We start from the raw sequence: 26058 nt of genomic DNA on the forward strand, positions 1-26058 counted from the left end.
TTGCTTTACAGCGCTTAGATTGGGTATAAGAGAAAAGAGGTGATTGAATGAGTCTGGAAATTCAATACATATCAGCAAAAAATGAGATACATACTGTTCAGTCAGCGGATGAAGTGCCGGAGAGCGCGACTTTTAAATGGTATGACTACAATCGTTTTGATGACAAACAGCGGATGATTTCAGATTTTAATTTCCAAGAAGATAAATTCGAAGACGAAACGACTAAAAAGTATCGGCCGCAATATTATAAATTTAAGGACTATCAGCTTTTAGTCTGTCACATGATCGATGAAAAAACATTAAAAGCCAATGCGATTAATATTTGCGTCATGAAAGATACTGTGGTCACTTATCATAACGGTGTGCTGAATGACTTTATCGATGTTGCTGAAGTGATTAAAAATAAGCAGGAAGATTTGGAAGTTGATGTGGCATTGCACCTGCTGCTTGCGACAGTAGAACAGTATTTTGATTTTGTTCATGAGATTGAAGATGACGTGATTTCCTTCGAAGAGAAGCACGGTGACGAGAAAAAGGGCGAAGATATTTCCGAGAAAATGTTCGGCTTAAGAAAAAGAGTGCTCCGAGTTAAACGAGTGATCGTACCGATGGAAGAACTGACGGATAAGTTTAAAGAGCAGGATGAGCACTTCAGCAGTGAACAGAGTGAGGGCATTTTGAAAAAGATAGAAGCCAAAATCGACCGTCAGCAGCTGATAATCCGTTTTTCTGAAGAAATGATCGATGAGTTAAAAGATAATTACTTGTCGTATAACACTTACCGCATGAATAAGATTATCAATGTCCTCACGATTATTTCGGCGATTTTTTTACCGCTGATGCTGATTACAGGAATATACGGCATGAACTTTGAAAATATGCCGGAATTATCCTGGAATTATGGTTACTATGTATCGCTCGCAGTCATGGCAACAGTCAGTATAGCGATGATTATATTTTTCAAATACAAAGGATGGATGTAAATGTCAGTAAAAATATTTAAGCCGTATCTTGAGAAAATTGAGGATGCAAAGGACAGAGCAAAAGTCGAGGCAGTGTTTGACTGGATCGATACAGAATTTCCGGATTTAGTACATGCTGTAAAATGGAGCACGCCAATGTATACGAAAGATGACACATTTATTATTGCAGTCAAGCCGGCGAAAAAATATTTCAGCATCAACCCTGAAGCAGCAGGAATTGAAACATTCAGCAGTAAAATTAAGGCAGCGGGCTATGATCATGAGCAAATGACCTTTAAGATTAAATACAGTGATACGGTCGATTACGAGCTGCTGAGAGAAATAATAGAATTCAATATAGAAGATAAAAAAGACAGCAGCAAATTTTGGCGCTGATGCTGTGATGTAAACTCCCTTAAATTTTAAGGGAGTTTTTTTATTTTAAAAAAATGTTTACATTCCTTATATTATAATGCTAAGATATAAATCGTAACAATTACGAATAGGAATGATTACGATTTAATAAGGAGAGGTTTAGGATGAAGGCAATTTTAAAAGGATTAGGTTTGCTGTCAGTACTTATATTTTTGGCAGCCTGCAAAAACGATGAGGCTTTGCAAGCGGATAAGGAAGAGGAAACTCACCAGCATACAGCCCATGAAACATCAGAGCATGCGGACAAGGCAGTAATTGAAGGTGCTGCAGATCATTATCATACTGGTGATATGGCAGAGCTCACAGTCAATGAAGAAGGACTTGCAGGTGAGCATTGGCATTGGTATACGAGTGATGATGAGGAAAATTGGAAAGTGATTGAAGGAGAAGAAACGAATACCTTAATAACAGAAGCGAAAGATGGACAATACATAAAGGCAGTGCTGTATGACGAGAATCACGAAGCAGCAGCAGAAAGTGAGCCTGTAAAAATAACAATTGATGATCACACAGGAGATATTTATGAAGGATATTTTGAAAACGGCCAAGTAGAAGACCGCAACATTTCAGATTGGGTGGGGGAATGGCAGTCCGTGTATCCTTATTTGGAATCTGGAGTACTGGATGAAGTGTTTGAGCATAAAGCAGAATCCGGAGACATGAGCGCTGAAGAATATAAAGAATATTACAGAGAAGGTTATATGACTGAGGTTTCAGAGCTGGAAATTACAGATCATGGAGAATTGATCTTCCATGAGGGAGACAATTCTTATAGCGGGAAGTATATTTATGACGGTTATGAAATATTAGAATACGAAGCGGGAAATAGAGGGGTACGATATATATTTAAGCAGTCATCGGGTGATGACAAAGCACCGGACTATATTCAATTCAGCGACCACATGATTGCCCCTGAAAAATCTGGTCATTTTCATTTATATTGGGGAGATGACCGTAATAGTCTTTTAGAAGAAGTGACCCATTGGCCGACTTACTACCCGGCAAAACAGTCAGAATCAGAGATTAAACAAGATATGCTGAAGCATTAGAAAGCGTGAAATGATGAAAAAACTAAAATGGTTGATATCGATTGCAGCAATGCTTTTGCTCGCTGCCTGCGGCAGTACAGCAGATGAGAGTAATGAAACTTTGAAAATTTATACGACTGTTTATCCTCTGCAATATATTATTGATGAAATTGGGGGAGACACTGTAGAAACAGAATCGATTATACCGCCGGGTGCTGATGGTCACAGTTATGAACCGACCGCCGGGGAAATGCTGAAATATGCTGATGGAGATGCTGTGATATATGTTGGTAAAGGCATGGAGGCATTTTCGGAAAATATCGCAGAGGCACTCAGCAATCAGGATGTATCATTAATTAAACTCGGCAGCAGCCAAGCATTATTTAACAGCCGGCAGGAAACTTTTAAAGGTCATGAAAATGAAGCAGCTGACGATTTTATAGAAGGTGTAAATGAACATTATCATACTGGCGATACAGTCGAATTAAGCAGCAACGAAAGTGGAGAAGATATACGCTGGGCTGTCAATAATAAGAACGGAACATTTGAAAATGCCGGCAGCGGTGAGACTTTTAAAACCGCCGCGGGAGAAGAAAGTTTTTCTATCCGCGCCTCGATATTTGAACAGGGTGAAAAAGTTAAAGAAGATATAAAGGATATTAAGGTAGATAACCATGATTCTTTTGACCCTCACATATGGATAGATCCTTTAAAAATGATTGAAGCGGCTGAAATATTAAAAGAAGAATTGATTCAGTTGAATGAGGACGATGCTGAAATATACGAAGAGAACTTTAATCAGCTGGTGCAAAAACTGGAAACGCTCGATGGGCAGTTCAGCGATGTTTTATCGGATAAAAAGAATGGCAAAATAATTGTTCCACATGCAGCTTTCGGTTATTGGGAGCGGTACGGCATAGAACAGCTTCCAGTATCGGGCTACTCAATGAGTGAAGAGCCCTCACAACGTCAGCTGGCAACATTAATGGAAACAGCCGAAAAAATCATTTGAAATACGTATTATTTGAACAGAACAGTTCGGGGAGAATATCGGAAGTGATTCAGCAGGAAATAAATGCAGAAGCGGAATATATTCATAATATGGAAGTACTGACTGAGGAAAATATCGATGACGAAGAAGACTACATTTCATTGATGAATAAAAACTTAGAAGTACTCGATAAAGTAACGGAGTAATGTGAATGTTGGTTTGTCTTTCTTCATTTGAGGTATATTAAGTAAACGAAGTGAATGAAAGAAGGGCACCATAATGTCAGATAGCCGCGTGATCTATTTAGAAAGAAAAGATGTACCAAAAAACTATGATCCAAAAGGATTTAATGTAAAATTGTTTGGTTTAGTCGTGATGAGTGCATATTTATTATTTATAATTTTTGATTTGTCCTACACGACATTTAGAAATATAGAAGAAAGTGCATTTAACCGGGCGTATGTGATTGCCATCATTATCATTATTGGAATTGTGGCGGGTTTTATTTTTAAGTCGGATAAGGGCGATAAGTACTATCAACTGCACATCGCACCGTCGGGCATGATTATTAAATTTCGCCGCGGACAGACGGTGTTGCCTAAAAAGGATATTACACGCATAACCATTGAGCGCGATATTCAGACAGTGATCCGATTTTATAAAGGCGAAGAGATTTTGAAGGACCTGAATCACATTTATCTCGATCATGACGCATTCGTCTCCAGATTAAGAAAGCTGGATTATCCCGTTGAAGACCGGACAGAAGCGGATGAAGAAGATTTAATTTAAGAAGATAAACACCCGTACACTGGAAACTCTGCAGAGAATCTGGTGTACGGGTGTTTGATGTTCTGGTGTGAGATTTTCCTGAAATCTAACGCATCAGTATTGAATTTTACTCAACTTACGAATCAGTGATTCAAACGTTTCTGACCTGAATTTCAAGAAGTTTATCAGCTGGAGAATAATGATGCTGCCAATAATGATGGCAAACATATAAATCAGTGAATCGCTGTATGTTAAATGCCCTTCGAAGCTGAATATTGCTTCACGCATGGCTGTAATAACATAACTCATTGGCAGCAGCGGGTGAATGATTTGATAAAAGCTCCCGGCTGTTTCAATTGGGAATGTTCCGGCGCTTGCAGACAGCTGAATAATTAACAGGATAATCGTAATAAATTTACCGATATTACCTAACAGCGATACGAGCAGGGCAACCAGCAGAATGGATGCGAATGCCCACAGAGTAATGATGCCGTAAAATTTAAGCGGCTGTTCAATCGGGAATTCGAACATTAATGATGTTGTCGCAGCCACTACGGCTGTTGAAAGTAAAGCATGAACAGCCATGATACTTAATTTGCTGACGGACATGGCAGTGACACTTGAATAGTGTTCAGTGCTCCGGTTAATCGGAAAAATAACGCTGAAGGCAACAGCACCGACAAAGAGGCTGACAGCAATTATATATGGTGCAAAGCTTTGCCCGTAATTATTCATATCCGTAATTTCGCTCTCGGTCACTTCAACTGGATTGATAATTGACGATGCATTTTGATCTGTAAATGAATAATCGGCCATCGGCTCAGAACCGGAGGCGACTTCTTCCTGGAGTGCAGCCAGATTTTCTTCCAGCGTTTCAATGCCGGCAGTAATTTCTCTATTCCCTTCAGTCAGCTGACTGCCTGCAGGTCCTAGTGCGGGGGCTGCTTGATCCAGGCCGTTCTGTAAGTTTTCGTTACTGGATGCAAGTTCTGACGCACCGCTTTCTAATTCCGCCAGTGCAGATTGAATCTCTTCGGTCGACGTTTCTACTTCTGTTAAGGTATCCATCAGCGTGGAAGTATACGTTTCACCGACTGTTTGTGAAATCGCATCTGACACTGCGGCACCGCCTTGTGACCCCATCATGCTGCCGACGAAGTTATAGCCCGGATTCGTGGTAATTTCTAAAGATATGAGTTCGGGCGATTCATTTAGTAAAGTGGTTGCCTGTTCGGACACGCTGCTGGATATAAATATCGTTGCGTAAGTTGTACCGCTCTCCAGGTTTTCCTGAGCAGTCGCCTGATCTGTAAACTGCCAGTCGAATTGATCATTTTTTGCCAGTTCATCTTCTATTCTCTGACCGACATTTAAAGTTTCCCCGTTAAGTTCAGATCCTTCATCCTCATTGACGACACTGATTGGAATTTCATCCATTTGATTATAAGGATCCCACATCGAACCTAAAAAGATGGTTGTATAGAGTGCAGGAATCGTTGAAATTGCAATCAGGGAAATGATTAAAAAGGGGTTTTTAAAGAGCTGTTTAATATCGCTGAACATTTTACATATCTCCAATCACGTATTTTCTTTTAAATATACGTAAAAAAGTGAGACATGTCTAATTATTTATAACTATACGCATAGATTTCTATTCATGCATGAAGATAAAAACTGTATAAATTATGTGCGATTAGGAATGCTTAAAAGGGGTAATCATTTTATTAGCAATAGAATATTTCGAATGTTAATATTCTATTTTAGTGAACTGAAAGGAATGAAGGGAATTGGCAAATGATATTATAGTTTTAGACGATGTGACTCTTGATGTGAAAGAGTTGAAAAGAGATGTTTCAGAGGGAACAGTTTATATTGAGTTTGATGTCACGAGCGATGATTATCATAATCTGTCTAAACATCTGTATAAAGAGGAGTTTTTAGTGACGCTCCCAGGAAATAATAATGAAGAATTTAAAGCGAGAATTGTAAACTATTCGACATCTCTGGATAATTTATATGAAGAAGGCCAGGTAGGGGAATATCGTATTACTTTGAAAGAAGAAAAATAAGATATGAAGCTGAGTATTTTGGATCAGGCGCCGATATCTACAAATATGACGTCCAGTCAGGCATTGAAAAATAGTATCAAGCTTGCAGAGCTGGGTGACACATTAGGTTATACACGGTTTTGGCTGGCAGAACATCACGGAATGGACGGTTTATCGTCCAGTGCACCTGAAGTGACACTCGGTGCAATAGGTATGGTGACTGAGAATATACGACTTGGCAGCGGTGCAACGCTGCTCCCGTATTATAAACCGTATAAGATAGCTGAAATATTTAATACGCTGGCGACATTGTACGGCGGCCGTATCGATATTGGAATCGGCCGTGCACCAGGCGGCGGCAATGAGGCTTCAGAAGCGCTGAGCGATAATTATCTGTCTCATGTTTTTAAAATGCCGGATTTAATTTCTGATTTGCAAGGCTATATCAGTCAGGACATTCGAGCGCCCCGTGCAATGCCGGTACCGGAGGATCCGCCTGAATTATGGATGCTCGGAACAAGTGCAAAGAGTGCAGCGGCAGCCCGCGATAATAAGCTGAATTACTGCTTCGGCCAATTTATGAGTGAAAACAGTACTGAAGACGTTCTCGCAAATTATAGGGCAAATGATTTTAGCGGTAAGATGATTATGACAATTAATGTGTTTTGCCATGAAGATAACATTAAAGCCGAATCACTGGCATACTCTTACGCTGTTAATCAGGTTTTAAGGTCGACCGGACGCAATTTTAAAGGTGTGCCGAGTATAGAAGACACTGATAATTTAGCGCTGACAGAAGAAGAATCGCAGGCAGTCCAAAATATTCTGGCTAAACTGATTACCGGAACGCCTGAAATAGCCGGTAAGAAAATTAAAAGGCTCGGCGACACATATAAAATCGATGAATTTATGATTGTGACGATTACGCATGATTTCGAAGATAAGGTAAACAGCTATCGTCTGCTCGCGGAATATCTATTAAAATAAATATAACGATAAAAAGTCCAGTGCTGTTATCAGCACTGGACTTTTTTATAAGATTATTCACTGGTAAAGCGGCTTTTATCTTCTATAAAGTGGGTGGCAACCATACATATAGCACCGAATATGAGCATGCCGCCGGCTATAAATGTAATCGACGTGTAGCTGAACTGCTGTGCCAGCAAAGTCGAGCCGAGATAGGCGCCGATGGCATTCGACAGATTAAATACTGAAGCGGCCAAGGTGCCGGCAAGGGCAGGCGCTGTAATGGCTGCAAAAATAATTTTAGCGTTCAGCATCGGAGAAATTCCGAAAGTGCCGAGGCCGAATAAGCCGGCTGCGATATATGCCAGATACGGCACTTGCAGCATAAAGGTAAAGGATAAGAGAACAATCGCTAAAAATAAAATGACGAGCGTTACAGCACCGGTTAATTTACCCGGCTGGACGTTACCGGCTGAAAAGTTGCCGATGACGGCAAAGGTGCCGAACATCAACATGCTGAAAGTGACACCGAGATCACTCATATTGGCAATTTCCCGGAGCATCGGCTCTAGGAAAGTATAGGCTGTAAATACACCTGAATAACCGAAGACAATTGTAATGATAAGCATAATCACATTTTTGTCTTTAAGCGCAGTCAGTTCTGTGGAGATTTTAGGTACTTCGCCATTTTTGTAATTCGGTGTGATAAAAATCAGGCCAAGCAGATTAACAAGACCAAGTGCGACGATAATCCAGAAGACAATTCTCCAGTCTAATACGGCACCGATGTACGAACCAAACGGCACACCGAGCATTACTGCAATAACTAGACCGCCGTTAACGAGTGAAATGGCGCTAGTTTTTTTATGAGGCGGTGAGATCGCCATGGCCAGGCTCATCATGACACCAAAAAAAGGTGCATGCATTGAAGCGGATAAGAGCCGGGATAAGAGCAGAACTTCAAAATTGGGTGCCGTGGCAGCGATAATATTACTGATAATAAAAATGGACACTAAAATAAGCAAAAGAGATTTTGGTGAAAATCTCAGCGTTAACAGCCGGATAACAGGACCGAATACTGCCACACTGAGTGCGTATACGCTCAGCAGCAGACCTGTCGTTGCTACAGCTACATCTAAGTCGGCAGCAAATTGTGTCAGCAGGCCGGTAACGACATACTCCGTCATACCGACAGCAAAAGCACCGATCATAAACACGGTAATAATCATGTTTCTGGATGGATTTTTAAACATATACGCCTCCTGTTTTCATCAATGTTTTAAAAGCAATACAGGAGATATTAATACACATTAAAATCAATGTCTATAAGCGTGCTTATAGAAAGTGTTTTCATTACAAAAAATATTTACCGCATTATATTTGACAGAATATTAAGTATAATGCTAATATACTAGACAATTGAATAAATAAAATTCTTATCGAGAGAGGTGTAGGGACAGGCCCGATGATACCTCAGCAGCGGACCGTAAAAGGTACTGTGCTAATTCCTCGAGCTTTCTAAAGCTTGAAGATGAGAAGATGGACGTGCAAAACAATTCCTCTTTTTATCTTATATAAGAAAAAGGGGTTTTATTTATTTCAAAATACTTTTTAGGGCAGGTAATTTAAATGACAGAAACAATTAACCAGGCACCATTTAAAGCAGATCACGTAGGAAGCTTACTGAGACCAAAAAGAATTCATGATGCACGTCAGGCGTACAAAGACGAAGAAATTACATACGATGAATTATTTAAAATTGAAACAGAAGAAATAGAAAAAATCGTAGATAAGCAAATTGAAGTCGGCTTAAAAGCAGTGACAGACGGTGAATTCCGCCGCAGATTCTGGCACACAGACTTCATGGAACACCTCGGCGGTTTTGAAGGCTACGTGCCGGAATCAGGCTACAGCTTTGTCGGGGAGGAAACTGAAGCATATAACGTGCGTAACATCGGTCAAATTTCATTCGATAAAACCCATCCCCACGTGAAAGAATTTAAATTGTTTAAAGAAATTGTCGGAGACAGAGCAGTTGCGAAACAGACGATTCCGTCACCGAACCAGTTCTTTAATGCAGGCGTTCGTAATTTAGATATTTATCCGGATATTGAAAAATACGCGGATGATTTAATTAAAGCTTACCAGGATACGGTACTTGCGTTTTACGATGCGGGCTGCAGATATCTTCAATTTGACGATGTCTACATCGCAGGGCTGAATGCAGAAGAAATTCCATTTAACGACAGCGGCTATGATCGTGAGGAATTGATAGATCTGGCACTCCGTGTTGTGAATGGTGTTCTTGAAGTTAAACCGGAAGATTTAGTAGTAACGACGCACCTTTGCCGCGGGAACTACCGTTCTAAATGGGCATTTGAAGGCAGTTATGCTAAAATCGCACCGGTACTGTTTAAAAAAGAAAATGTCGACGGCTTCTTCCTGGAATACGATGACGACCGTTCAGGTGACTTTAAACCGTTAGATGAAATTCCAAATGGCGGTGCGGCAGTCGTCCTGGGCCTCTTTACTTCAAAACACGGGGAATTGGAAGACAAGGCGCTTATTAAAGAGCGTATTGAAGAAGCCGCGCAGTACGTACCAAAAGAACAGCTGAGATTAAGTCCGCAATGCGGCTTCGCATCAACGCACCACGGGAACATATTAACTGAAGATGAACAGTGGGAAAAACTTCGTTACATCGTACAGCTTGCTGATGAATTACTGTAAAACTTTCAACCGCTCATGGTACAATCATGAGTGGTTTTTAATTGTGAAAATTACAGGAGGATATATATGGCGAAATTTTATGCGGTAAGAAAAGGCCATTCTCCCGGCATTTATTCCACGTGGGCAGCGTGTGAGAAAGCTGTAAAAGGATACAGCGGGGCAGAATTTAAATCGTTTAAATCAAAAGCAGAAGCAGAGACATTTATGAATAACGGCAAAGAACATGGTCAAGAAATCCCGGAGAATCAGCTGATCAGCTACGTCGACGGCAGTTATGAAAAGCGAACCGGCAAAGCGGGATTCGGCGCGGTGTTTATCGTTAATAATGAAGTGATTCATACAGAAGCTAAAAGCACACCGGTTGATCCGGAGAATAACTTATGGAATGTTTCAGCAGAAATTTCGGGCGTCCTGTTTGCGGTGAAGTGGGCGATTGATAACGGCTATAAAGATATTCATGTACACTACGATTATATGGGACTGGAAAAATGGTACACTAAGGAATGGCAGGCTAAAAATGCTGTCACCAAGGCTTATGCACAAACAATGCAGGACTATGACCGTTATATCAATATTCATTTTTATAAAGTAGCGGCACATACTGGTGTTGAATTTAATGAACTGGCTGATGAGCTGGCAAAACGTGCATTGAATAATTAGCGGGAAGGTTTCAGATTATGTACATACTATTATTTATACTCGTTGCAGGACTCCTTATAAAATTTACGATGACGACTTTCTTTAATAAGGACAGATTGCATTTTTCTTTTGATGAACGCAGATATTTTAGTGATGAAAAAGCAATCGCAAAAATTATGAGACTGCAGCTGGTAAAAATCGAACGGATATTTTTAGTGATAATGATCATTGTTTTTCTTGCCGGTGCGGCCATTTTCTTCTCGGGAAACATCGTACTCGGTGTCTGGCTGCTAATCAGTGTAATTATATTGCAGCTGATTATGAATATTATTACTGATTTCAGACTGTATACAGCGGTCTATGATAAAGCGAACTTGGTCATGACGTTCATTTGGCTCGTGCTGATCGCCGGTCTGATTGTTTTAACGAACAGTTATCTGCTGTAAAAATCATATAAGAGGTGGATTATGCAAAATAGAAAAATAATCTTTTTTGATATCGACGGCACACTTTATAACTCTAATAAACAAGTGCCGGCAGCTGCTAAAGACGCAGTGCATCAGTTAAAAGAACAAGGACATATTGTGGCAATTGCAACCGGGCGCGGACCGTTTATGTATACAAAGCTGAGAGAAGAACTGGGGATCGAAACTTACATCAGCTATAACGGGCAGTACATCGTCTTCGAGAGGGAAGTCATTTACAGTAATCCTATCGATAATCAGACGCTTGAAAACTTAAGCGCCAAAGCGCATGGGAACAATCACCCTGTCGCATTTTGCGATGAAAAAGACCTAAGAGTCAGCACTAAGGATCACCAGCATGTTAAGGCAGGCATTGGCTCATTAAAGCTGGACTTTGATGTGTCGGAAGATCAGGCTTATTTTAAAGATAACGATATATATCAGGCGTTGTTATTCTGTACAGCGGCAGAAGAAGAAGATTACATTTCACACTACGACGATGTATATTTCCTCAGATGGCATGAATTTTGTACAGATGTTATTCCATCCGGCGGTTCAAAAGCAGAAGGAATTAAAAGACTGCTGGATATTATGAATATAAATATTAAGGATGCCTATGCTTTTGGAGATGGACCGAACGATGTTGAAATGCTTGACCTAATTGAGAATAGTGTTGCGATGGGCAATGCTGTTGAAGAAGCAAAAGCAGTGAGTAAATATCAGACTGGGCACGTTGATGAGAATGGCTTGTACGAAGGCTTGAAAAAGACTGGATTAATATAATCCGGTCTTTTTTTATGTTTATTAACAACAGCAGGGGGTATATTTAACCATAGCGAAATATGATAAAACATTAATTAGAATCATTCTAATTAATTGTTGATAATCGTATAGGATGTGCTATAATATATTTATAGATAATAATAATTCTAATTAACGAGCTTAAACGTGAAATTAATTTATAATAAAAGAAGGGTGATTTTTAATGGTACAAGTACAGGAGAAAACACAAGTAATTGAAGTTTTAAACAAACAGCTGGCAAACAACACAGTATTATGGACTAAACTCCATAACTTCCACTGGTATGTTAAAGGACCTAACTTCTTCTCATTACATGCAAAATTTGAAGAGCTCTATGATGCTACGGGACAATATGTTGATGATCTCGCAGAAAGAATTTTAACAATCGGCGGAGAGCCTGTTGCGAAATTAACAGAGGCACTTGAAGAATCAAGCATTGAAGAAGGCGAATACGGCCTTGATGCAAAACAAATGGTGAAACAGCTGACAGAAGATTTTGATGTTCTTTCAGCCGAATTAAACCAGGGTGTAAAAGTAGCAGAAGATGCAGGCGACGATCGTACAGCAGATATGTTTATCGCTATCGCACAAGATGTTGAGAAAAACAACTGGATGCTTAAATCTTATTTAGGCGAAGATATAAAATAATATAATATGATAGCAAAATTCCGGTTCTCCTCAGGAACCGGAATTTTTTTGTTTATCTTACTCTTTTGAATCCACAACGAATAAATACTGGGCAATAGTTTTACTTAATTCGATGTCTTCACCAGTCGTGCGGTTTTTTATAAAAAGCAGATCAAGCGCTTTATCTTTTCTTGTTATTTGAATCGTGTCATTAATGTTCAAGTTAGCCCGTTTAAAATATTGGACGAGCTTCTCTTCGTTTATCACTCTTGAAACCGTCACTAAGTCGTCTTCCTTAATATCTGATAGACGGACAGATATTTTCTCCTGGGCATCCATTAATTTCAGCGGAATGGCACCGCCGTGAGGACAGTGTTCCGGGTAATCTAAATATTTTTCCAGACGGTCGGCTAAAATATCGCTCGTGGAATGCTCGAGGATTTCTGCTTCATCATGCACTTCATCGATATTAAAACCGAGGTTTTTCACGAGAAACACTTCCCACAACCGGTGCTTTCGAATAAGCTGTTTTGCGTAGTCGGCACCTTTGTCCGACAGCATGCTGCCTTTGTACGGTGTATATTCTACCCAGCCGGCTTTAACCAGGCTATTCATCATTTCAGTCACAGTAGGCGGTGAAATATTTAATCGCCCGGCAACTTCTTTATTCGGCACTTGGATTTTCCAGGCGCCAAGTTCAAAGAGCACTTTTAAATAATCTTCTTTTGTTGGGCTCATGATTACCCTCCATTCACAAAATTCATCTCTAATTATGAAGAACTTTAAGTGAACAGGCAAATTAAATTTATCTCTGGATTATGCTTTTTTATATACTTTTGACAACAGTCTCGTGCTGTTGAAGATAAAAACTATAAAAAATGTCAGCAATGAGATAAAGGCAACACTGCCTGCAATAGAAGTGTCGGTAAAATAGCCGAGCGCACAGCCGGCTAAGCTGTTGAATGCAGCGGTGCTGAGTGTCAGCCAAATCATATGTGACAGCCGTTTAGTAACCAGATAAGCTGTAGCCGCGGGTGCGGCAAAGAAGCTGATGACGAGTATAGAACCGACAGCATCAAATGCAGTGACGGCAGTAATAGATACTAAAGTCATTAAAGAATAATGAATGAGCACCGTACTGATTCCGGCTGCCGCAGCGTAGACTGGATCAAAGCTGCTTACTTTTAAGTCCTTGTAAAATAGCAGTACAAAAAGAGTATTGATCATTAAAAGTATCGTCAGCTGGACGAGAGCGTAGGGCAGGCTGATACCGAAAATATCAATTCTGTTTAAAGGTGCGAACAGCACCTGACCCATCAGGACGACATCGATATCGAGATGCACATCATCGGCATAACGCGATACGAGAATAACAGCTGCAGCAAAAAGACCTGTAAATACAATGCCGGTCGCAGCATCATGTTTCATCAGACCTGACCGGGTGACGAATTCGATTAAATAGACTGTAATTAACCCAACCGCTGCGGCTCCGATAATTAAAAGCGGCGAGCGCAGCTCATCCGTAATAAAAAAGGCCAGCACGATACCGAGCAGTATTGTATGGCTGAGCGCATCGGTTGTCATGACCTGCTTATTTAAGACGAGAAAAACGCCCAATAAACTTGCAGATAAAGCGGTGACCAGCAGGACTAAGAAAACTTCAATCATAATGACTCACCCAGCTTCTTCATTCTGTATTTTTTTAAGACAATGCCTTTAGGAGCAGCCAGCATAGAAATAATGACGCATATACTGAGAGAGAGAATAATTGCCGGACCTGTTGCGATACCAGTTAAAGCAGTAGAAATATAAGTGCCGCTAAAGGCTGATAAAGCGCCGGCACATGCGGCGACGGCCAGTACGCTGCTGAATTTATTCGACCAGAGCATGCCGATCACTGCAGGCGCAATTAAAATATTTACGATAAGCACAGCACCTACAGACTTCAGACCAGCTGCAATCAGAAGAATCGTCATAATCAGGATGAGGACGTTTATCAATTTCACATTAATACCGATTGTACGGGCATAGACTGGATCAAATACATAAATTTTAATTTGCTGGTAAAATATCAGGAATAGAATCAGGCTGATGACTGATATAAGAGAGATTAAATAGACATCGCTCTTTAAAATATAAGCCGCTTGACCGAAGATAAAATCATCAATCCCCTGAGTACCGTTGAAATTGGGATTGCCTTGAATATAACTTTTTAAAGCCATGCCCAGACCGAAAAAACCTGACAGCACGATAGCGAGTGCACTATCCAGAGAAATTTTTGAGCGTTCAGTCATCATGTTGATTAACAAGAAAGCGATGATGCCAAGACTCACAGCACCGATAATTAAAATAGAAGTCTCCATCACCCCTGTAAGCATAAAGGCAAGTACGACACCCGGAAAAGTGGCGTGTCCGACAGCATCGCCAATCAGACTCTGTCCTTTAAGTACTGAGACACTGCCGATAATACCTGCAGCTGCAGCTAAAATTACAGTGCCTAGGGCGACGACTAAAAAGGAATAGCTGGTCAGGATGTCCATTCTTTATCCCCCTTTTCCTGGTAGGCTGCATTAATATTACCTTCAGTCCAGACATCTGCTACAGGACCTGAAGTAATAATTTCCTTATTTAAAAGGATGACGTCATTAAAATATTCAGGAACGGTAGTTAAATTGTGATGAACAACTAAAAATGTTTTGCCTTCTGATTGGAGCTGTTTCATCGTCTTGATAATGAGCGCTTCTGTTGTGATATCGATGCCCTGAAGCGGCTCGTCCATAATATAAATGCTGGCATTATGTGCAATAGCCCGGGCTAAAAAGACTCGCTGTCGCTGACCGCCGGATAGTTCAGAGATTTGATGGTCTTTGTAGGCAGTCATTTTCATCGTATCAAGTGCAGATAATGCAATGTTTTTATCAGTTTGATTCGGACGTTTAAACAGGCCTTTGTGGACGTAGCGTCCCATTAATACAACGTCGAATACAGTTGCTGGAAAGTCCCAATTGACCTCGCCTTTTTGCGGCACATAAGCGACTGTTTTCAGTGCAGACTTTGCTTCGCTGCCACCGATAAAACTCTGGCCGGCAACAGGTTTAATGAGTTTCATAATCGTTTTGATTAATGTCGATTTGCCGGCGCCATTAGGTCCGACGATAGCAGTACGGCTGCCTTTTTTAATATCGACATTCAAATTTTGGATGACGGGGGCATTATTATAAGCAACAGTTAAATTTTTAACGCTGACAGCAATTTCAGTCATAGTTCATTCTCCTTATTTTAAATGATCCGCTATCGTATTGATGTTCTGACGGTACATGGACAAGTATGTATCGCCAATGTCACCTTTTGGTGCGAGTGAATCGGACAGTAATTCCTTGCCGTCACCAGCAATCACTTCCACCTGACCGCCTGCTGAAGCGACAATTTCCTGAAGCCGTGCCATGCGGTCAGGGTTCGTCGTTGTTTCAGCAAAGACAGCTTTTATGTTATTTTCTATAATCAGCTCAGCCGTTTTTTGTATTTGATTATTTGATACTTCGCTGTCAGTAGAAAAGCCCTGAGGCGCATGAACTTCCAAATCATAACTGTCAGCTAAATAGCCAAATGCATCGTGTGGAGTCACAAGGATCCGGGAATCCTCAGGAATTTCACTAATCCGGCTGGCAGCGAATAACTCCAGTTCATCCAGTTCTCTAATATATGCCTCGAAATTTTCTTCATATACAGCGGAATCTTTCGGGTTGTATTCAATCAATGTGTCCTTAACTTTTGTGAATGCCTGTTTGTACAAACTGATATCAAACCAGAAATGCGGATCTGCTGCAGTTTCGTTTTCTTCTTGCATTTCTTTTATACTGTTCTCATTGAAACCTTCTGTAACAGAAATACCTTCTTCTAAAACATCGCCGAGTCTGCCCTCAAAATTTAAACCGTGATACAGTGTTAAATCTGCATTGCCGAGCACGCGTAAGTCACTGGCTTTCGGTTCGTATATATGAGGATCCTCTCCAGCGGGTATGATCATTTCAGTGTTAAAGCCGTCTGCACCATCTTCCAGGACGCTGACCATGTCGTTTATAAATGTCGTCGTAACAACGAGGTTTGGTTTATCATTCTGCTCTGCCGCAGAGTCGCTGCTGCAGGCTGATGTTAAAAGCAATGTCGAAAAAATTATTATTGCTGTTATCGTATTTTTCATTGCAATATCTCCTCTGTAAGTTTAAATATTAGGTTACCCTAAACTTTATATTTAGTCAAACCGAATATTATTTAAGGCGAAAAAAATCCGGAATCTATGTTCCGGATTACGTTTTAAATATTTAACTTATAAGTGTGGATTTGTTGCCCACATTTCGCTGTTTTTAACGAAGGTTCTCGGATTGATTTTTAATTGGTTTACAATAATATCGGCAATATCTTCCGGGTGCGTCATCGTCTGTGGATCGAGATCTGATTTGCCGATTAAATCTGTTAAAACGGCTGAAGGGGTTAAATACTGAACACGAATATTATTTTTGCGCACTTCGTGCATAACGCCTTCAGTTAAACCGATTACTGCGTGTTTCGTTGCGGCATACAGTGCACTCGATGCGGAAGAACGGAGTCCAGATACTGAAGCGATATTAACAACATCGCCTGAATTTTTTTCCTGCATTCCCGGCAGTACTGCTTTCATCATATAGTACATACCGAAAACGTTTACGTTCATCATTTCGCGGAATTTATCTTCGTTATCATCAAAGAAGCTTCCATTGCCCATAATCCCCGCATTGTTTATTAAAATATCTATCTGGCCAAAGTCATTCAGAACTTCGTTCACAATATGCTGCACATCTTCTTTTTTAGATACATCCCCTGCAATGGCGATTGCTTTAACATCTTTCTTTTCGAGACTTAATAAAGCGTCTTTTAAACTTTCATTGTTGCGGCCGGTAATTGCTATGTTTACACCGTTATCAGCAAGGGCCTGGGCTGTTTTTAAACCGATTCCTCTTGAACCTCCGGTAATTAAAGCAGTTTTTCCATGTAAATCTTGCATATTTGTCCCTCCTATTTTAAGTTCCTGTTATGAATTGTGTCTAATTTTAAGTATAATGAAGATATTAAAAAGATGAAATTGAAACGCCTGAATAGGAGAGGGGGATTTGACATGGCTGAACACGGTCAGACTAATATTTTTGATGATGTCATGAAAGACAATGAGTCCTTTGTAATCGTCGTCCAGGAAGTGATGGATAACAACGGAGAACTTCATAAGAAAGTGCTGCGTGAATATCCGAGTCTTGATCACACTGCAATGAAAAATTTATTTGAGCATTTAAAAGATACTTATGCTCATGAAAAACACAGTGAAAATGGGACGTATTTCGACATTACAGTGTATACTAATGAAGATTATGCCGCAGAGAATGTATATGCGCATACTAAACACTATAAAAACAAAAAAGAATGGACAGCAACATCTAAATAAAAGGAGTATTTTACAATGAGAATGGTAGATATTATCGCTAACAAACGCGACAATAAAGAGTTAAGTAAAGAAGAAATTCAGTTCTTCGTTAATGGTTATACTAATGGAGAAATTCCTGACTATCAGGCATCGGCATTGCTGATGGCAGTATTTTTCAACGATATGACACCTGATGAAGCGGCTAATTTAACCATGGCAATGGTAAACTCAGGCGATCAGATTGACTTATCGGAAATTGACGGTATTAAAGTGGATAAACATTCGACAGGCGGTGTAGGCGATACGACAACACTGGTGCTGGCACCGCTCGTGGCTGCACTCGATGTGCCCGTGGCTAAAATGAGCGGACGCGGTCTCGGCCACACCGGCGGAACAATCGACAAGCTTGAAGCTTTAAAAGGATTCCACGTTGAATTATCACAGGATGACTTTACAAAACTGGTTAACGAAAATAAAGTGGCTGTCATCGGCCAGTCAGGCAATTTAACACCTGCAGATAAATTATTGTATGCACTGCGCGATGTTACGGGAACAGTAAACTCTATTCCGCTGATTGCAAGTTCAATTATGAGTAAGAAAATTGCAGCAGGTGCAGACGCAATCGTACTGGACGTTAAAGTCGGCGATGGTGCCTTTATGAAAACTGAAGAAGACGCAGTTAAATTAGCAGAAACGATGGTCAGAATCGGTAATGATGTCGGGCGCCGCACGATGGCAATTATTTCGAGCATGGAAGAGCCGCTGGGTTATGCAGTGGGTAATGCAAATGAAGTGAAAGAAGCCATCGACACACTTAAAGGTGAAGGCCCTGAAGATTTGACAGAATTATCATTAACACTCGCATCTCAAATGGCAGTTGCGGGCGGCAAAGCCAAAGATCTTGAAGAGGCACGCGAAATGTTGAAAGCTGTTATTGCTGACGGCAGCGCCTTAGAGAAATTTAAAGTATTTGTAAACAGCCAGGGCGGCGACGGCAGCCTTGTTGAGCATCCTGAAAACTTGCCTGCTGCAGAATTCCATACAGAAGTTGTCAGTGAGGAAGAGGGTTATGTTGAAGTGATAGATGCAGAGAATATCGGCGTTGCAGCATCGGTTCTTGGTGCAGGGAGACAGACGAAAGAAGATGAAATCGATCTTTCTGTTGGTATTATGCTGAAGAAAAAAGTTGGAGAATATGTAAACAAAGGCGATGTAATTGCTGAAATTGCCTCAAGTACTAAAGATGTCAGCGATGCAGCCCGCAAAATTGTCAGCAGCTATCATTTAGGCAGCGAACAAAAACAGACAAAACTCATTAAAAAAATCATTACAGCATAAGATAAAGATAGGAGACAAATTATGATTGAAAAATGGATTCCGCAATACAGTCAGCTGGAGGAAAGCAGTGCGAAGAACGTAAAAACACAATTTGCAGCGCTGGATATCGATACAATTCAACGCGTTTACGAAGAAACTTATGTAAATAAAAAAGAAGTTGATCTGTCATCAGTTGAAGAAGTACCCTATGTTTTAAAATCAGATCTCGATTTAAATGCTGTAACAGAAGCGGCAGAAACAGCGATTCATAATGGCGAGGTTGCCGTAGTGCTCTTAGCTGGCGGACAGGGTACAAGACTCGAACATCCAGGTCCAAAAGGGACATTCTCATTCGACGGCGTTTCACTATTTGAACTTCAAGCCAGACAAATCTTAAACTTCAAAAATGCTGATGGTGAACTGAAAGTACATTGGTATATTATGACGAGTGACATTAACCACGAAGAAACATTGGAATTCTTTAAAAAGAATAATTATTTCAATGTTCCCGAAAACAACATTCACTTTTTCAAGCAGGAACATTTCCCGCCGTTAACAAAAGACGGCGCACTGCTCTTAACAGAAAATCAGGATATTATGCTGACACCTAACGGCAATGGGGGGATATTCAGTTCTCTTAAAAACAGCGGTATGCTGAGCGAAATGGAAGCAAACGGAGTCGAACATGTATTTATGAATAACGTAGATAATGTTGTTGTTAAAGTGCTTGATCCTGCGTTAACGGGACTTCACGTTACAGAAAATAACGATATTACTTCTAAATCAATTACGCCAAGAGCAGGGGAATCTGTCGGCCGTCTCGCTGTAATGAACGGTGACAAAGGTGTTGTTGAATATACTGAACTGCCTGCAGGCAGCGAAGATCAGTTTACCAATGCAAATATCGGAATCCATATGTACAGCATGGACTTTTTAAATAAAGCTGCCGCAGGTGAAATGCCTTACCATTTAGCACTGAAAAAACTGGAACACCTCGATCATGATTTGAATCTGGTAAAAGAAGAAGTGCTTAAATTCGAGAAATTCTATTTTGATGCATTTAAATATGCGGATAAACACAATACGCTCCAAGTAGACAGAACAGGTGAATTTTCACCGCTGAAAAACAAAGAGGGCAGTGACAGTATCGAAACAGCATTTAATGATCTAACTAAAGAAGGACTGATTTAATGTCTGAAGAGTCGAAAACTGCCAGCGGCCAATACGATAAGGAAGAAGTCACATCGAGAATCGAGCGGACTTTAAAAAATGTCGTGCCGCTGTCGTTCGGTGAAGAAGTCGGAAATGCTGTCAGTCACGGTGTTGCTGCGATTATCTTTATCTTTTTACTGCCGTTTACTTCCGTCTATATGTATATTGAGGGCGGTGTATCGCACGCAGTCGGCGGTTCAATCTTCGTTATCAGTATGCTGCTGATGTTTTTGACATCGACTTTATATCATTCCATGCAGCATAATACGAACCATAAATATGTGATGCGTCTGCTGGATCACAGTTTTATTTTTGTCGCAATTGCAGGAACTTATACGCCGATTGCAATATCTGTCGTCGGCGGGACTTTCGGAATTGTGATTCTGGCTGTTCAATGGCTGGCGACAATTCTTGGGATTTTATACAAAATTCTCGCACCTGTAGTCAACGAAAAAGTCAGCCTGGGTTTGTACCTGGTTATGGGCTGGTCGGCAGTGACATTTATTCCATCGATTATTAACGAAACATCTTGGGTATTTATCGTACTGATATTGTTGGGGGGACTATCCTATACGATAGGCGCCTGGTTTTACGCGCAGAAAACCCGTAAATATTTCCATATGATTTGGCATTTCTTTATTATTATCGCAGCGATTTGTCACTATACAGCAATTGTTTTCTATATCTGATGGCAGCATGCATAAAATATGTTAGTATATACAACTTACGCATAATAAACTGACCGGGGTGGAAGTTATGAAAATAGTATTTTTTGGTGCCGGCAATATGGCCAGTGCGATATTTACAGGCATGATTGAAAAAGGTATCGTCAAAGCAGATGATATTTATATTACGAGCAAAACAAACCGCGTTGCAGCGATGGAATTTAAAGAGTCGCTTGGAGTGAATGTATCTTATGATGATGCAGAGCTTTGTGCTGATGCGGATTACATCGTACTCGCAAGCAAACCGCAAAATTTTAAAGATGTCGCTAAACGGATTCGCCCTTATTTAGAAGAAAAAACGAAGCTGATTTCCGTCATGGCAGGGATTCAGATTTTAACGATCCAGGAAGAGCTCGGTAAAGGGAACAGTGTTGCCAGAATAATGCCGAATACTAATGCTATGGTGCAGTATTCCGTCAATGGGATTGCTTTTTCAGATGGTTTCGACAATAAGGATGAACTGATTGACTTGATGGCCAGCTTTGGGAAGAATGTCGTCGTCGGTGAAGATGGCATGGATAATATTACTGCCGCAACTGGTTCCGGACCTGCCTTCTTATACTATATATATGAACAGTATGCTAAAAGTCTGGAAGAACTCGGCTTTTCAAAAGAAGATGCTGAGCAGCTGACGAGAAATCTCGTCATTGGTACGGGGAAAACTTTATCGGAACGTCCTGAATCATTTGAAAAATTAAGAACCGACATTACTTCTAAAGCAGGAACAACAGAAGCCGGTTTAAACACGCTCAGTGAATTTAAGCTGAGAGAAATGATTACAGATACTTTAGGGAGTGCCAGAGACCGGAGTAAAAAATTAAGTGAACGTTAAATGAATCTTGAGATACTTTCATATATAATCATATATGGAAGTATTTTTTTGATGAAAGGTATGGGGACATGGCAACTTTATATTACAATGGAACAATTTATACAATGGCAGCACCAAATGATACGGTGGAGGCTGTACTTATAAATGACGGCTTGGTTACAGAAACCGGGAGCTATGAAACATTAAAAGCACAGGCGGATCACTTTGTTGACTTACAAGGACAGACGATGATGCCTGCTCTAACTGATGTTCACCAGCACTTAGTGATGATCGGTAAAAAACTGGACATGCTGGTGCTTGAAGATATGACTGATATTGACGAAATGAAGAGAGAAGTGAAAGCTTTTAATACGAATCGCCAATGGAACAATATTTTTGGCTACGATGAAAATAATTTTGAGAACCAGTACAAAATTAATATAAAGGAACTGGATGAGCTGACGGAAAAACCAACTTTAATTACACGTATATGCTCACATGCAGGCGTAGTCAATTCAGCTGCTTTTGAAGCATTGAATATAACAAAAAATGTTGAAAATCCTGAAGGCGGTTATTTTGAACGTGATGAAGATGGTGAACTGACAGGCTGGGTATACGATAAGGCCTTTGAAGAAATGCGTGCAGCGACAGTAGAGGATACTGTTGAGTCTATCAGCGAAGATATTACCCGTGCGGTGAAATATTTGCAGTCTCTCGGAATCGCCAACGTACATACAGAAGATCTTGCCTATTACGGTGACTTTAACGTTCCGCTTGATGCCTATCTGAAGACACTCGGCCAGGATGCTTTAAAATTCAGAGTCAATCTGCTGACACATGAACAAGTGTATGAAGATGTCGTCCAGGCAGATAAGAAATATAAAGAGAACTTTGTTGAACGCGATGCAATGAAAATTTTTGCAGATGGTGCTTTTGGAGCTAAAACTGCATTGGTCAGCGAACCGTATGAAGGGTCTAATGATGAAGGCCTGCAAATTCACTCAGAAGAGAAGCTGCATGAAATGGTTCAGACTGCACGGAGTCACGGCGATGCGATTGCAGTTCATATGATTGGTGACCGTGCAATTGAAATGGTGCTCGATGCGATTGAAAAATATCCGCCGAAGAATAACAAGCATGACCGTTTAATTCATATCAGCCTGCTGCGTCCGGATTTAATTGATCGTATTGCAAAACTTCCGGTGGTCTGTGATATCCAGCCGACTTTCCTGACTTCTGATATGCCGTGGGTGGAAGAATATATCGGTAAAGCGCGCGCGCAATATTTATATCCATTTAAAACGCTGCACGATAAAGGGATTATAATGGGCGGCTCATCAGATGCGCCGATTGAAAAAGTGAATCCATTTTTAGGAATTCATGCTTTGATGACACGTGAAGATAATGGAGCAGTATATTACCCGGAACAGATCATTTCACGTTTTGATGCGTTTAAAATGTACACGACTGAAGCGGCTAAAATAGTCTACCGGGAAAACGTTCAGGGTCAGATTGCAGCCGGGTATTTTGCGGACTTTATCGTCTTGGACCGAGATGTGATGAATGTGAGTCCGGATGAATTGAAAGAAACGAAAGTGTTAAAAACAGTGATCGACGGAGAAATCGTTTTCGAAATGTAACTGGAAGTTCACTTTTCAATGATATTAGTGCGGGTTATGTTGTGTTATTATTAGCAGTAATGGAAACAAGACGAATTAAGGAGCGTATACATGATTACTGAAAGTCAGGTAAGAGAAATTATTGGAGCATTGAACGACCCGATTTTAAACGTCCCGATTAGTGACACGGAGGGGCTTCTTGAAATCAGTATTAAAGAAGAGAAAAAACACGTCAGTGTTAAAATAGCGATCGGCCGACAGGGCGGTCAGGAACAGCTTGAACTGCAGATGAAAATCGTCAATCTCTTAAAAGAAGAAGGCGCCGACAGTGTTGGGCTTCGTTTCGAGGAGCTGCCGGATGAAACGATTGAAAAATTCCGCTCAACACGCGGAAGTGCAATGGAGCGCGGATTTACCCTCGGTAAAACAGAATTTATCTCAATTGCTTCAGGTAAAGGCGGAGTGGGTAAATCCACTGTAGCAGTTAACCTGGCAGTGTCACTTGCTAAAGAAGGCAAAAAAGTCGGCTTAATTGATGCCGATATATACGGTTTCAGTGTGCCTGACATGATGGGGATTACCGAGCGCCCGGAACTCGACGGTGAAACGATCATTCCTGTAAAAAGATTTGGTGTTGAAGTCATTTCAATGGCCTTCTTCGTTGAAGAAAACACACCGGTAATTTGGAGAGGACCGATGCTCGGCCAAATGCTGACGAGTTTCTTTGAAGAAGTGAAATGGGGAGACCTGGACTACCTGCTTCTTGATCTGCCGCCGGGAACAGGTGACATTGCACTCGATATTCACCAGATGCTGCCGCACAGTAAAGAAATTATCGTAACGACGCCGCATCCGACTGCAGCCTTTGTTGCTGCAAGAGCAGGGGCGATGGCTCAGCATACCGATCACGAAATTATCGGTGTCGTAGAAAATATGAGTTACTTTGAAAGTGAAGAAACAAAGAAAAAAGAATATATATTCGGGAAGGGCGGCGGACAGAAACTCGCTGACGAACTGAATACAGAATTACTCGGCCAGCTTCCGCTCGGCCAGCCGGACTGGGACGAAGAAGACTTCGCTCCGTCAGTTTACCAAAACGATGAAATCAGCGCGGTGTATACAGAAATGGCTAAAAAAGTGATCGGAGGCACCGCTGAATGACGTCGAAGTATTTAGTTAAGTTTTATTTTGTCACATTAATGATTGGTGCGGTCATTACGACTGCCATCAGTCTGGTGACAGAATATGATACTGTTACAAGATATTTATTTGAAGGGCAATTTGGTGATTTCTTTGCCGGCTTTATATTTCTGATCGGCTACGGTCTGCTTATAGCAACCGTCAGTCAAGTCGTTTTCTACATATATCTATTTATCCATCCGCTCGGGATGGGGATATTTAGAAAGCTGTGGCCATATGTCCAGCTTCTTCTAATAATGTATGCAGTTTTCGATTTGTTCTATTTACGTTTCAGACAAGTCGGCATTGATCATGGTTCTACATGGTCGTTTATCTGGGTCCCGATTATTATCGTGCTCGCCGGTATCGGCTTTGCCTACTATAAAAATAAAATTACTGCAGGAAACGTCTTTGTATCATCACTGTTCTTTATGATATTTATGACGTCACTCACGCTGCTGCCGTTTATTTCAGTAGAAGATACTGCCTGGATTTACCGCTCAGTATTTACAGTTATTCTGACGAATGCTTACCAGCTGATTAGATTGCCTAAGTATATAGAGGATTCTAAAAAAGAAAAAGAAGCCCGCGGACGTATAACGAAAAGCGATATCAATGAACAAAAGCGTGCAAAACTTAAAAAAGAAGCTGATGAGAAGCGTCAAAGAGAAGAACGTCAAATCAAAGCACGCGAAAAAATGGGTTATAAAAATAAGACTCGGCCAGCAAAAAACAAGAAAAATTAAAATGAACTAGTGTAAGAAAGGCGCAGAATCAAGGTTCTGCGCCTTTCTCGTTTTTAATTTATAAAAAAGTAAACAAAAGCGTTGACGAAATCATTATGGCTTGGTAAGATATAAAAGTCGTCAAAACACGACACAACACAAACTTAACAAAACTTAAAAAAAGAGTTTGCATTCGAAACTTGAATGTGTTAAGATATAAAAGTCGTCAAAAGGCGATGTAAACAAAACTTTATAATCTTAATAACAACTTAATAAAAGTCTTGCATCTGTAAGATGCACATGTTAAGATAGTAAAGCAATACACGAGATTGCAACATAAAGTGTAACACAAAGAACATTGAAAACTGAATGACAATATGTCAACGTTTAATTCCGAATAAAGAAGTCTTCTATTATATAGGAGCACAGATTGAGGCGAACAATATAAACGCAAAACGAGATACTGTCAGCAGTATCAACAGAGCTTAAGTTTAAGTTCTCCAATCATGGAGAGTTTGATCCTGGCTCAGGATGAACGCTGGCGGCGTGCCTAATACA

27 protein-coding genes, 1 pseudogene and 1 riboswitch are annotated in these 26058 nt (G+C 40.6%); of the genes and pseudogenes, 20 read left to right on the plus strand and 8 right to left on the minus strand.

What is annotated here, in order from left to right; translation table 11 throughout:
- Positions 1–47: 47 nt before the first annotated feature.
- The 5 genes and pseudogenes from IEU81_RS08290 to IEU81_RS08315 all read left to right on the plus strand — a co-directional run bounded on the left by IEU81_RS08290 (position 48) and on the right by IEU81_RS08315 (position 4205).
- Positions 48–983 (plus strand): CorA family divalent cation transporter, encoded by a 936-nt coding sequence (locus tag IEU81_RS08290; protein WP_186089385.1) that lies wholly within the window; start codon positions 48–50, stop codon positions 981–983.
- Complete coding sequence (locus tag IEU81_RS08295; RefSeq protein WP_092595570.1) at positions 984–1358, plus strand: iron chaperone; 375 nt, start codon at positions 984–986, stop codon at positions 1356–1358.
- 143 nt (positions 1359–1501) lie between these two features.
- Positions 1502–2446, plus strand: coding sequence for a ZinT/AdcA family metal-binding protein (locus IEU81_RS08300; protein ID WP_186089383.1), 945 nt, complete (start codon positions 1502–1504; stop codon positions 2444–2446).
- Positions 2447–2495: 49 nt separating this feature from the next.
- Positions 2496–3622, plus strand: a pseudogene (locus tag IEU81_RS08305) (metal ABC transporter solute-binding protein, Zn/Mn family).
- Between the two features lie 73 nt (positions 3623–3695).
- Positions 3696–4205: a hypothetical protein gene (locus IEU81_RS08315; protein ID WP_092595565.1), complete on the plus strand. Its 510-nt coding sequence runs from the start codon at positions 3696–3698 to the stop codon at positions 4203–4205.
- Between the two features lie 93 nt (positions 4206–4298).
- Here the strand turns inward: IEU81_RS08315 and IEU81_RS08320 are convergent, their stop codons facing one another.
- Entirely contained in the window at positions 4299–5747 is a 1449-nt protein-coding gene (locus tag IEU81_RS08320; RefSeq protein ID WP_092595563.1) for a YhgE/Pip domain-containing protein, read from the minus strand.
- A gap of 224 nt (positions 5748–5971) precedes the next feature.
- Between IEU81_RS08320 and IEU81_RS08325 the strand changes: the two genes are divergently transcribed.
- Together IEU81_RS08325 and IEU81_RS08330 are read left to right on the plus strand one after the other, a co-directional pair.
- Positions 5972–6253, plus strand: a complete 282-nt coding sequence (locus IEU81_RS08325) for a DUF3219 family protein (RefSeq protein ID WP_092595561.1) — start codon at positions 5972–5974, stop codon at positions 6251–6253.
- A gap of 3 nt (positions 6254–6256) precedes the next feature.
- Positions 6257–7219 carry an MsnO8 family LLM class oxidoreductase gene (locus IEU81_RS08330; protein ID WP_186089377.1) on the plus strand — a complete coding sequence of 321 codons (963 nt, stop codon included), beginning with the start codon at positions 6257–6259 and terminating at the stop codon, positions 7217–7219.
- A gap of 53 nt (positions 7220–7272) precedes the next feature.
- On the opposite strand, the gene IEU81_RS08335 is transcribed toward IEU81_RS08330, so the two are convergent.
- Complete coding sequence (locus tag IEU81_RS08335) at positions 7273–8451, minus strand: MFS transporter (RefSeq protein ID WP_092595557.1); 1179 nt, start codon at positions 8449–8451, stop codon at positions 7273–7275.
- A gap of 180 nt (positions 8452–8631) precedes the next feature.
- A riboswitch (SAM riboswitch) is annotated at positions 8632–8736 on the plus strand.
- A 91-nt stretch (positions 8737–8827) separates the two neighbouring features.
- Here IEU81_RS08335 and IEU81_RS08340 point away from each other — a divergent pair.
- The 5 genes from IEU81_RS08340 (at position 8828) to IEU81_RS08360 (ending at position 12481) form a co-directional block, all read left to right on the plus strand.
- A complete protein-coding gene (locus tag IEU81_RS08340; protein WP_186089375.1) occupies positions 8828–9928 on the plus strand; it encodes a 5-methyltetrahydropteroyltriglutamate--homocysteine S-methyltransferase in 1101 nt (366 codons plus the stop codon).
- Positions 9929–9994: 66 nt separating this feature from the next.
- Complete coding sequence (locus IEU81_RS08345) at positions 9995–10588, plus strand: ribonuclease H1 domain-containing protein (RefSeq protein WP_092600148.1); 594 nt, start codon at positions 9995–9997, stop codon at positions 10586–10588.
- A 17-nt stretch (positions 10589–10605) separates the two neighbouring features.
- Positions 10606–11013 (plus strand): hypothetical protein, encoded by a 408-nt coding sequence (locus IEU81_RS08350; RefSeq protein ID WP_186089373.1) that lies wholly within the window; start codon positions 10606–10608, stop codon positions 11011–11013.
- Between the two features lie 21 nt (positions 11014–11034).
- Positions 11035–11814: a Cof-type HAD-IIB family hydrolase gene (locus tag IEU81_RS08355; protein ID WP_186089371.1), complete on the plus strand. Its 780-nt coding sequence runs from the start codon at positions 11035–11037 to the stop codon at positions 11812–11814.
- A 202-nt stretch (positions 11815–12016) separates the two neighbouring features.
- On the plus strand, positions 12017–12481 hold the full coding sequence (locus IEU81_RS08360; RefSeq protein ID WP_092600139.1) for a Dps family protein: 465 nt from the start codon (positions 12017–12019) through the stop codon (positions 12479–12481).
- A 57-nt stretch (positions 12482–12538) separates the two neighbouring features.
- Here the strand turns inward: IEU81_RS08360 and IEU81_RS08365 are convergent, their stop codons facing one another.
- The 6 genes from IEU81_RS08365 to IEU81_RS08390 form a co-directional block, all read right to left on the minus strand.
- Positions 12539–13198: a metal-dependent transcriptional regulator gene (locus tag IEU81_RS08365; RefSeq protein WP_092600136.1), complete on the minus strand. Its 660-nt coding sequence runs from the start codon at positions 13196–13198 to the stop codon at positions 12539–12541.
- Positions 13199–13276: 78 nt separating this feature from the next.
- Positions 13277–14128 (minus strand): metal ABC transporter permease, encoded by an 852-nt coding sequence (locus IEU81_RS08370; protein ID WP_186089369.1) that lies wholly within the window; start codon positions 14126–14128, stop codon positions 13277–13279.
- Positions 14125–15000, minus strand: coding sequence for a metal ABC transporter permease (locus IEU81_RS08375; protein ID WP_186089367.1), 876 nt, complete (start codon positions 14998–15000; stop codon positions 14125–14127). Before IEU81_RS08375 ends, IEU81_RS08370 begins: the two co-directional genes overlap by 4 nt.
- Entirely contained in the window at positions 14988–15722 is a 735-nt protein-coding gene (locus IEU81_RS08380) for a metal ABC transporter ATP-binding protein (RefSeq protein ID WP_186089365.1), read from the minus strand. The genes IEU81_RS08375 and IEU81_RS08380 overlap by 13 nt, the downstream gene beginning before the upstream one ends.
- A 12-nt stretch (positions 15723–15734) precedes the next feature.
- A complete protein-coding gene (locus IEU81_RS08385) occupies positions 15735–16661 on the minus strand; it encodes a metal ABC transporter solute-binding protein, Zn/Mn family (protein ID WP_186089363.1) in 927 nt (308 codons plus the stop codon).
- Between the two features lie 126 nt (positions 16662–16787).
- On the minus strand, positions 16788–17501 hold the full coding sequence (locus IEU81_RS08390) for an SDR family NAD(P)-dependent oxidoreductase (protein ID WP_092600121.1): 714 nt from the start codon (positions 17499–17501) through the stop codon (positions 16788–16790).
- A 111-nt stretch (positions 17502–17612) separates the two neighbouring features.
- Between IEU81_RS08390 and IEU81_RS08395 the strand changes: the two genes are divergently transcribed.
- The 8 genes from IEU81_RS08395 to IEU81_RS08430 all read left to right on the plus strand — a co-directional run bounded on the left by IEU81_RS08395 (position 17613) and on the right by IEU81_RS08430 (position 25521).
- The gene (locus tag IEU81_RS08395; protein WP_092600118.1) at positions 17613–17933 is read left to right on the plus strand and encodes a hypothetical protein; all 321 of its coding nucleotides are present in this window, start codon (positions 17613–17615) and stop codon (positions 17931–17933) included.
- A gap of 15 nt (positions 17934–17948) precedes the next feature.
- Complete coding sequence (locus tag IEU81_RS08400) at positions 17949–19250, plus strand: pyrimidine-nucleoside phosphorylase (RefSeq protein WP_092600115.1); 1302 nt, start codon at positions 17949–17951, stop codon at positions 19248–19250.
- A 21-nt stretch (positions 19251–19271) separates the two neighbouring features.
- Positions 19272–20420 (plus strand): UTP--glucose-1-phosphate uridylyltransferase, encoded by a 1149-nt coding sequence (locus tag IEU81_RS08405; RefSeq protein WP_186089361.1) that lies wholly within the window; start codon positions 19272–19274, stop codon positions 20418–20420.
- Positions 20420–21130 carry a PAQR family membrane homeostasis protein TrhA gene (gene trhA / locus IEU81_RS08410; protein ID WP_186089359.1) on the plus strand — a complete coding sequence of 237 codons (711 nt, stop codon included), beginning with the start codon at positions 20420–20422 and terminating at the stop codon, positions 21128–21130. Before IEU81_RS08405 ends, trhA begins: the two co-directional genes overlap by 1 nt.
- A 67-nt stretch (positions 21131–21197) precedes the next feature.
- Positions 21198–21998 (plus strand): pyrroline-5-carboxylate reductase, encoded by an 801-nt coding sequence (gene proC, locus IEU81_RS08415; protein WP_186089357.1) that lies wholly within the window; start codon positions 21198–21200, stop codon positions 21996–21998.
- Between the two features lie 68 nt (positions 21999–22066).
- Positions 22067–23617 carry an amidohydrolase gene (locus IEU81_RS08420; RefSeq protein WP_186089355.1) on the plus strand — a complete coding sequence of 517 codons (1551 nt, stop codon included), beginning with the start codon at positions 22067–22069 and terminating at the stop codon, positions 23615–23617.
- A 90-nt stretch (positions 23618–23707) separates the two neighbouring features.
- Positions 23708–24757, plus strand: coding sequence for an iron-sulfur carrier protein/transcriptional regulator SalA (gene salA / locus IEU81_RS08425; RefSeq protein ID WP_186089353.1), 1050 nt, complete (start codon positions 23708–23710; stop codon positions 24755–24757).
- Complete coding sequence (locus IEU81_RS08430) at positions 24754–25521, plus strand: KinB-signaling pathway activation protein (protein WP_186089351.1); 768 nt, start codon at positions 24754–24756, stop codon at positions 25519–25521. Before salA ends, IEU81_RS08430 begins: the two co-directional genes overlap by 4 nt.
- The last annotated feature ends 537 nt before the right edge of the window (positions 25522–26058 follow it).

Source organism: Jeotgalicoccus aerolatus (genome assembly GCF_014635205.1).
In the GTDB taxonomy this organism is placed as follows: Bacteria; Bacillota; Bacilli; order Staphylococcales; family Salinicoccaceae; genus Jeotgalicoccus; species Jeotgalicoccus aerolatus.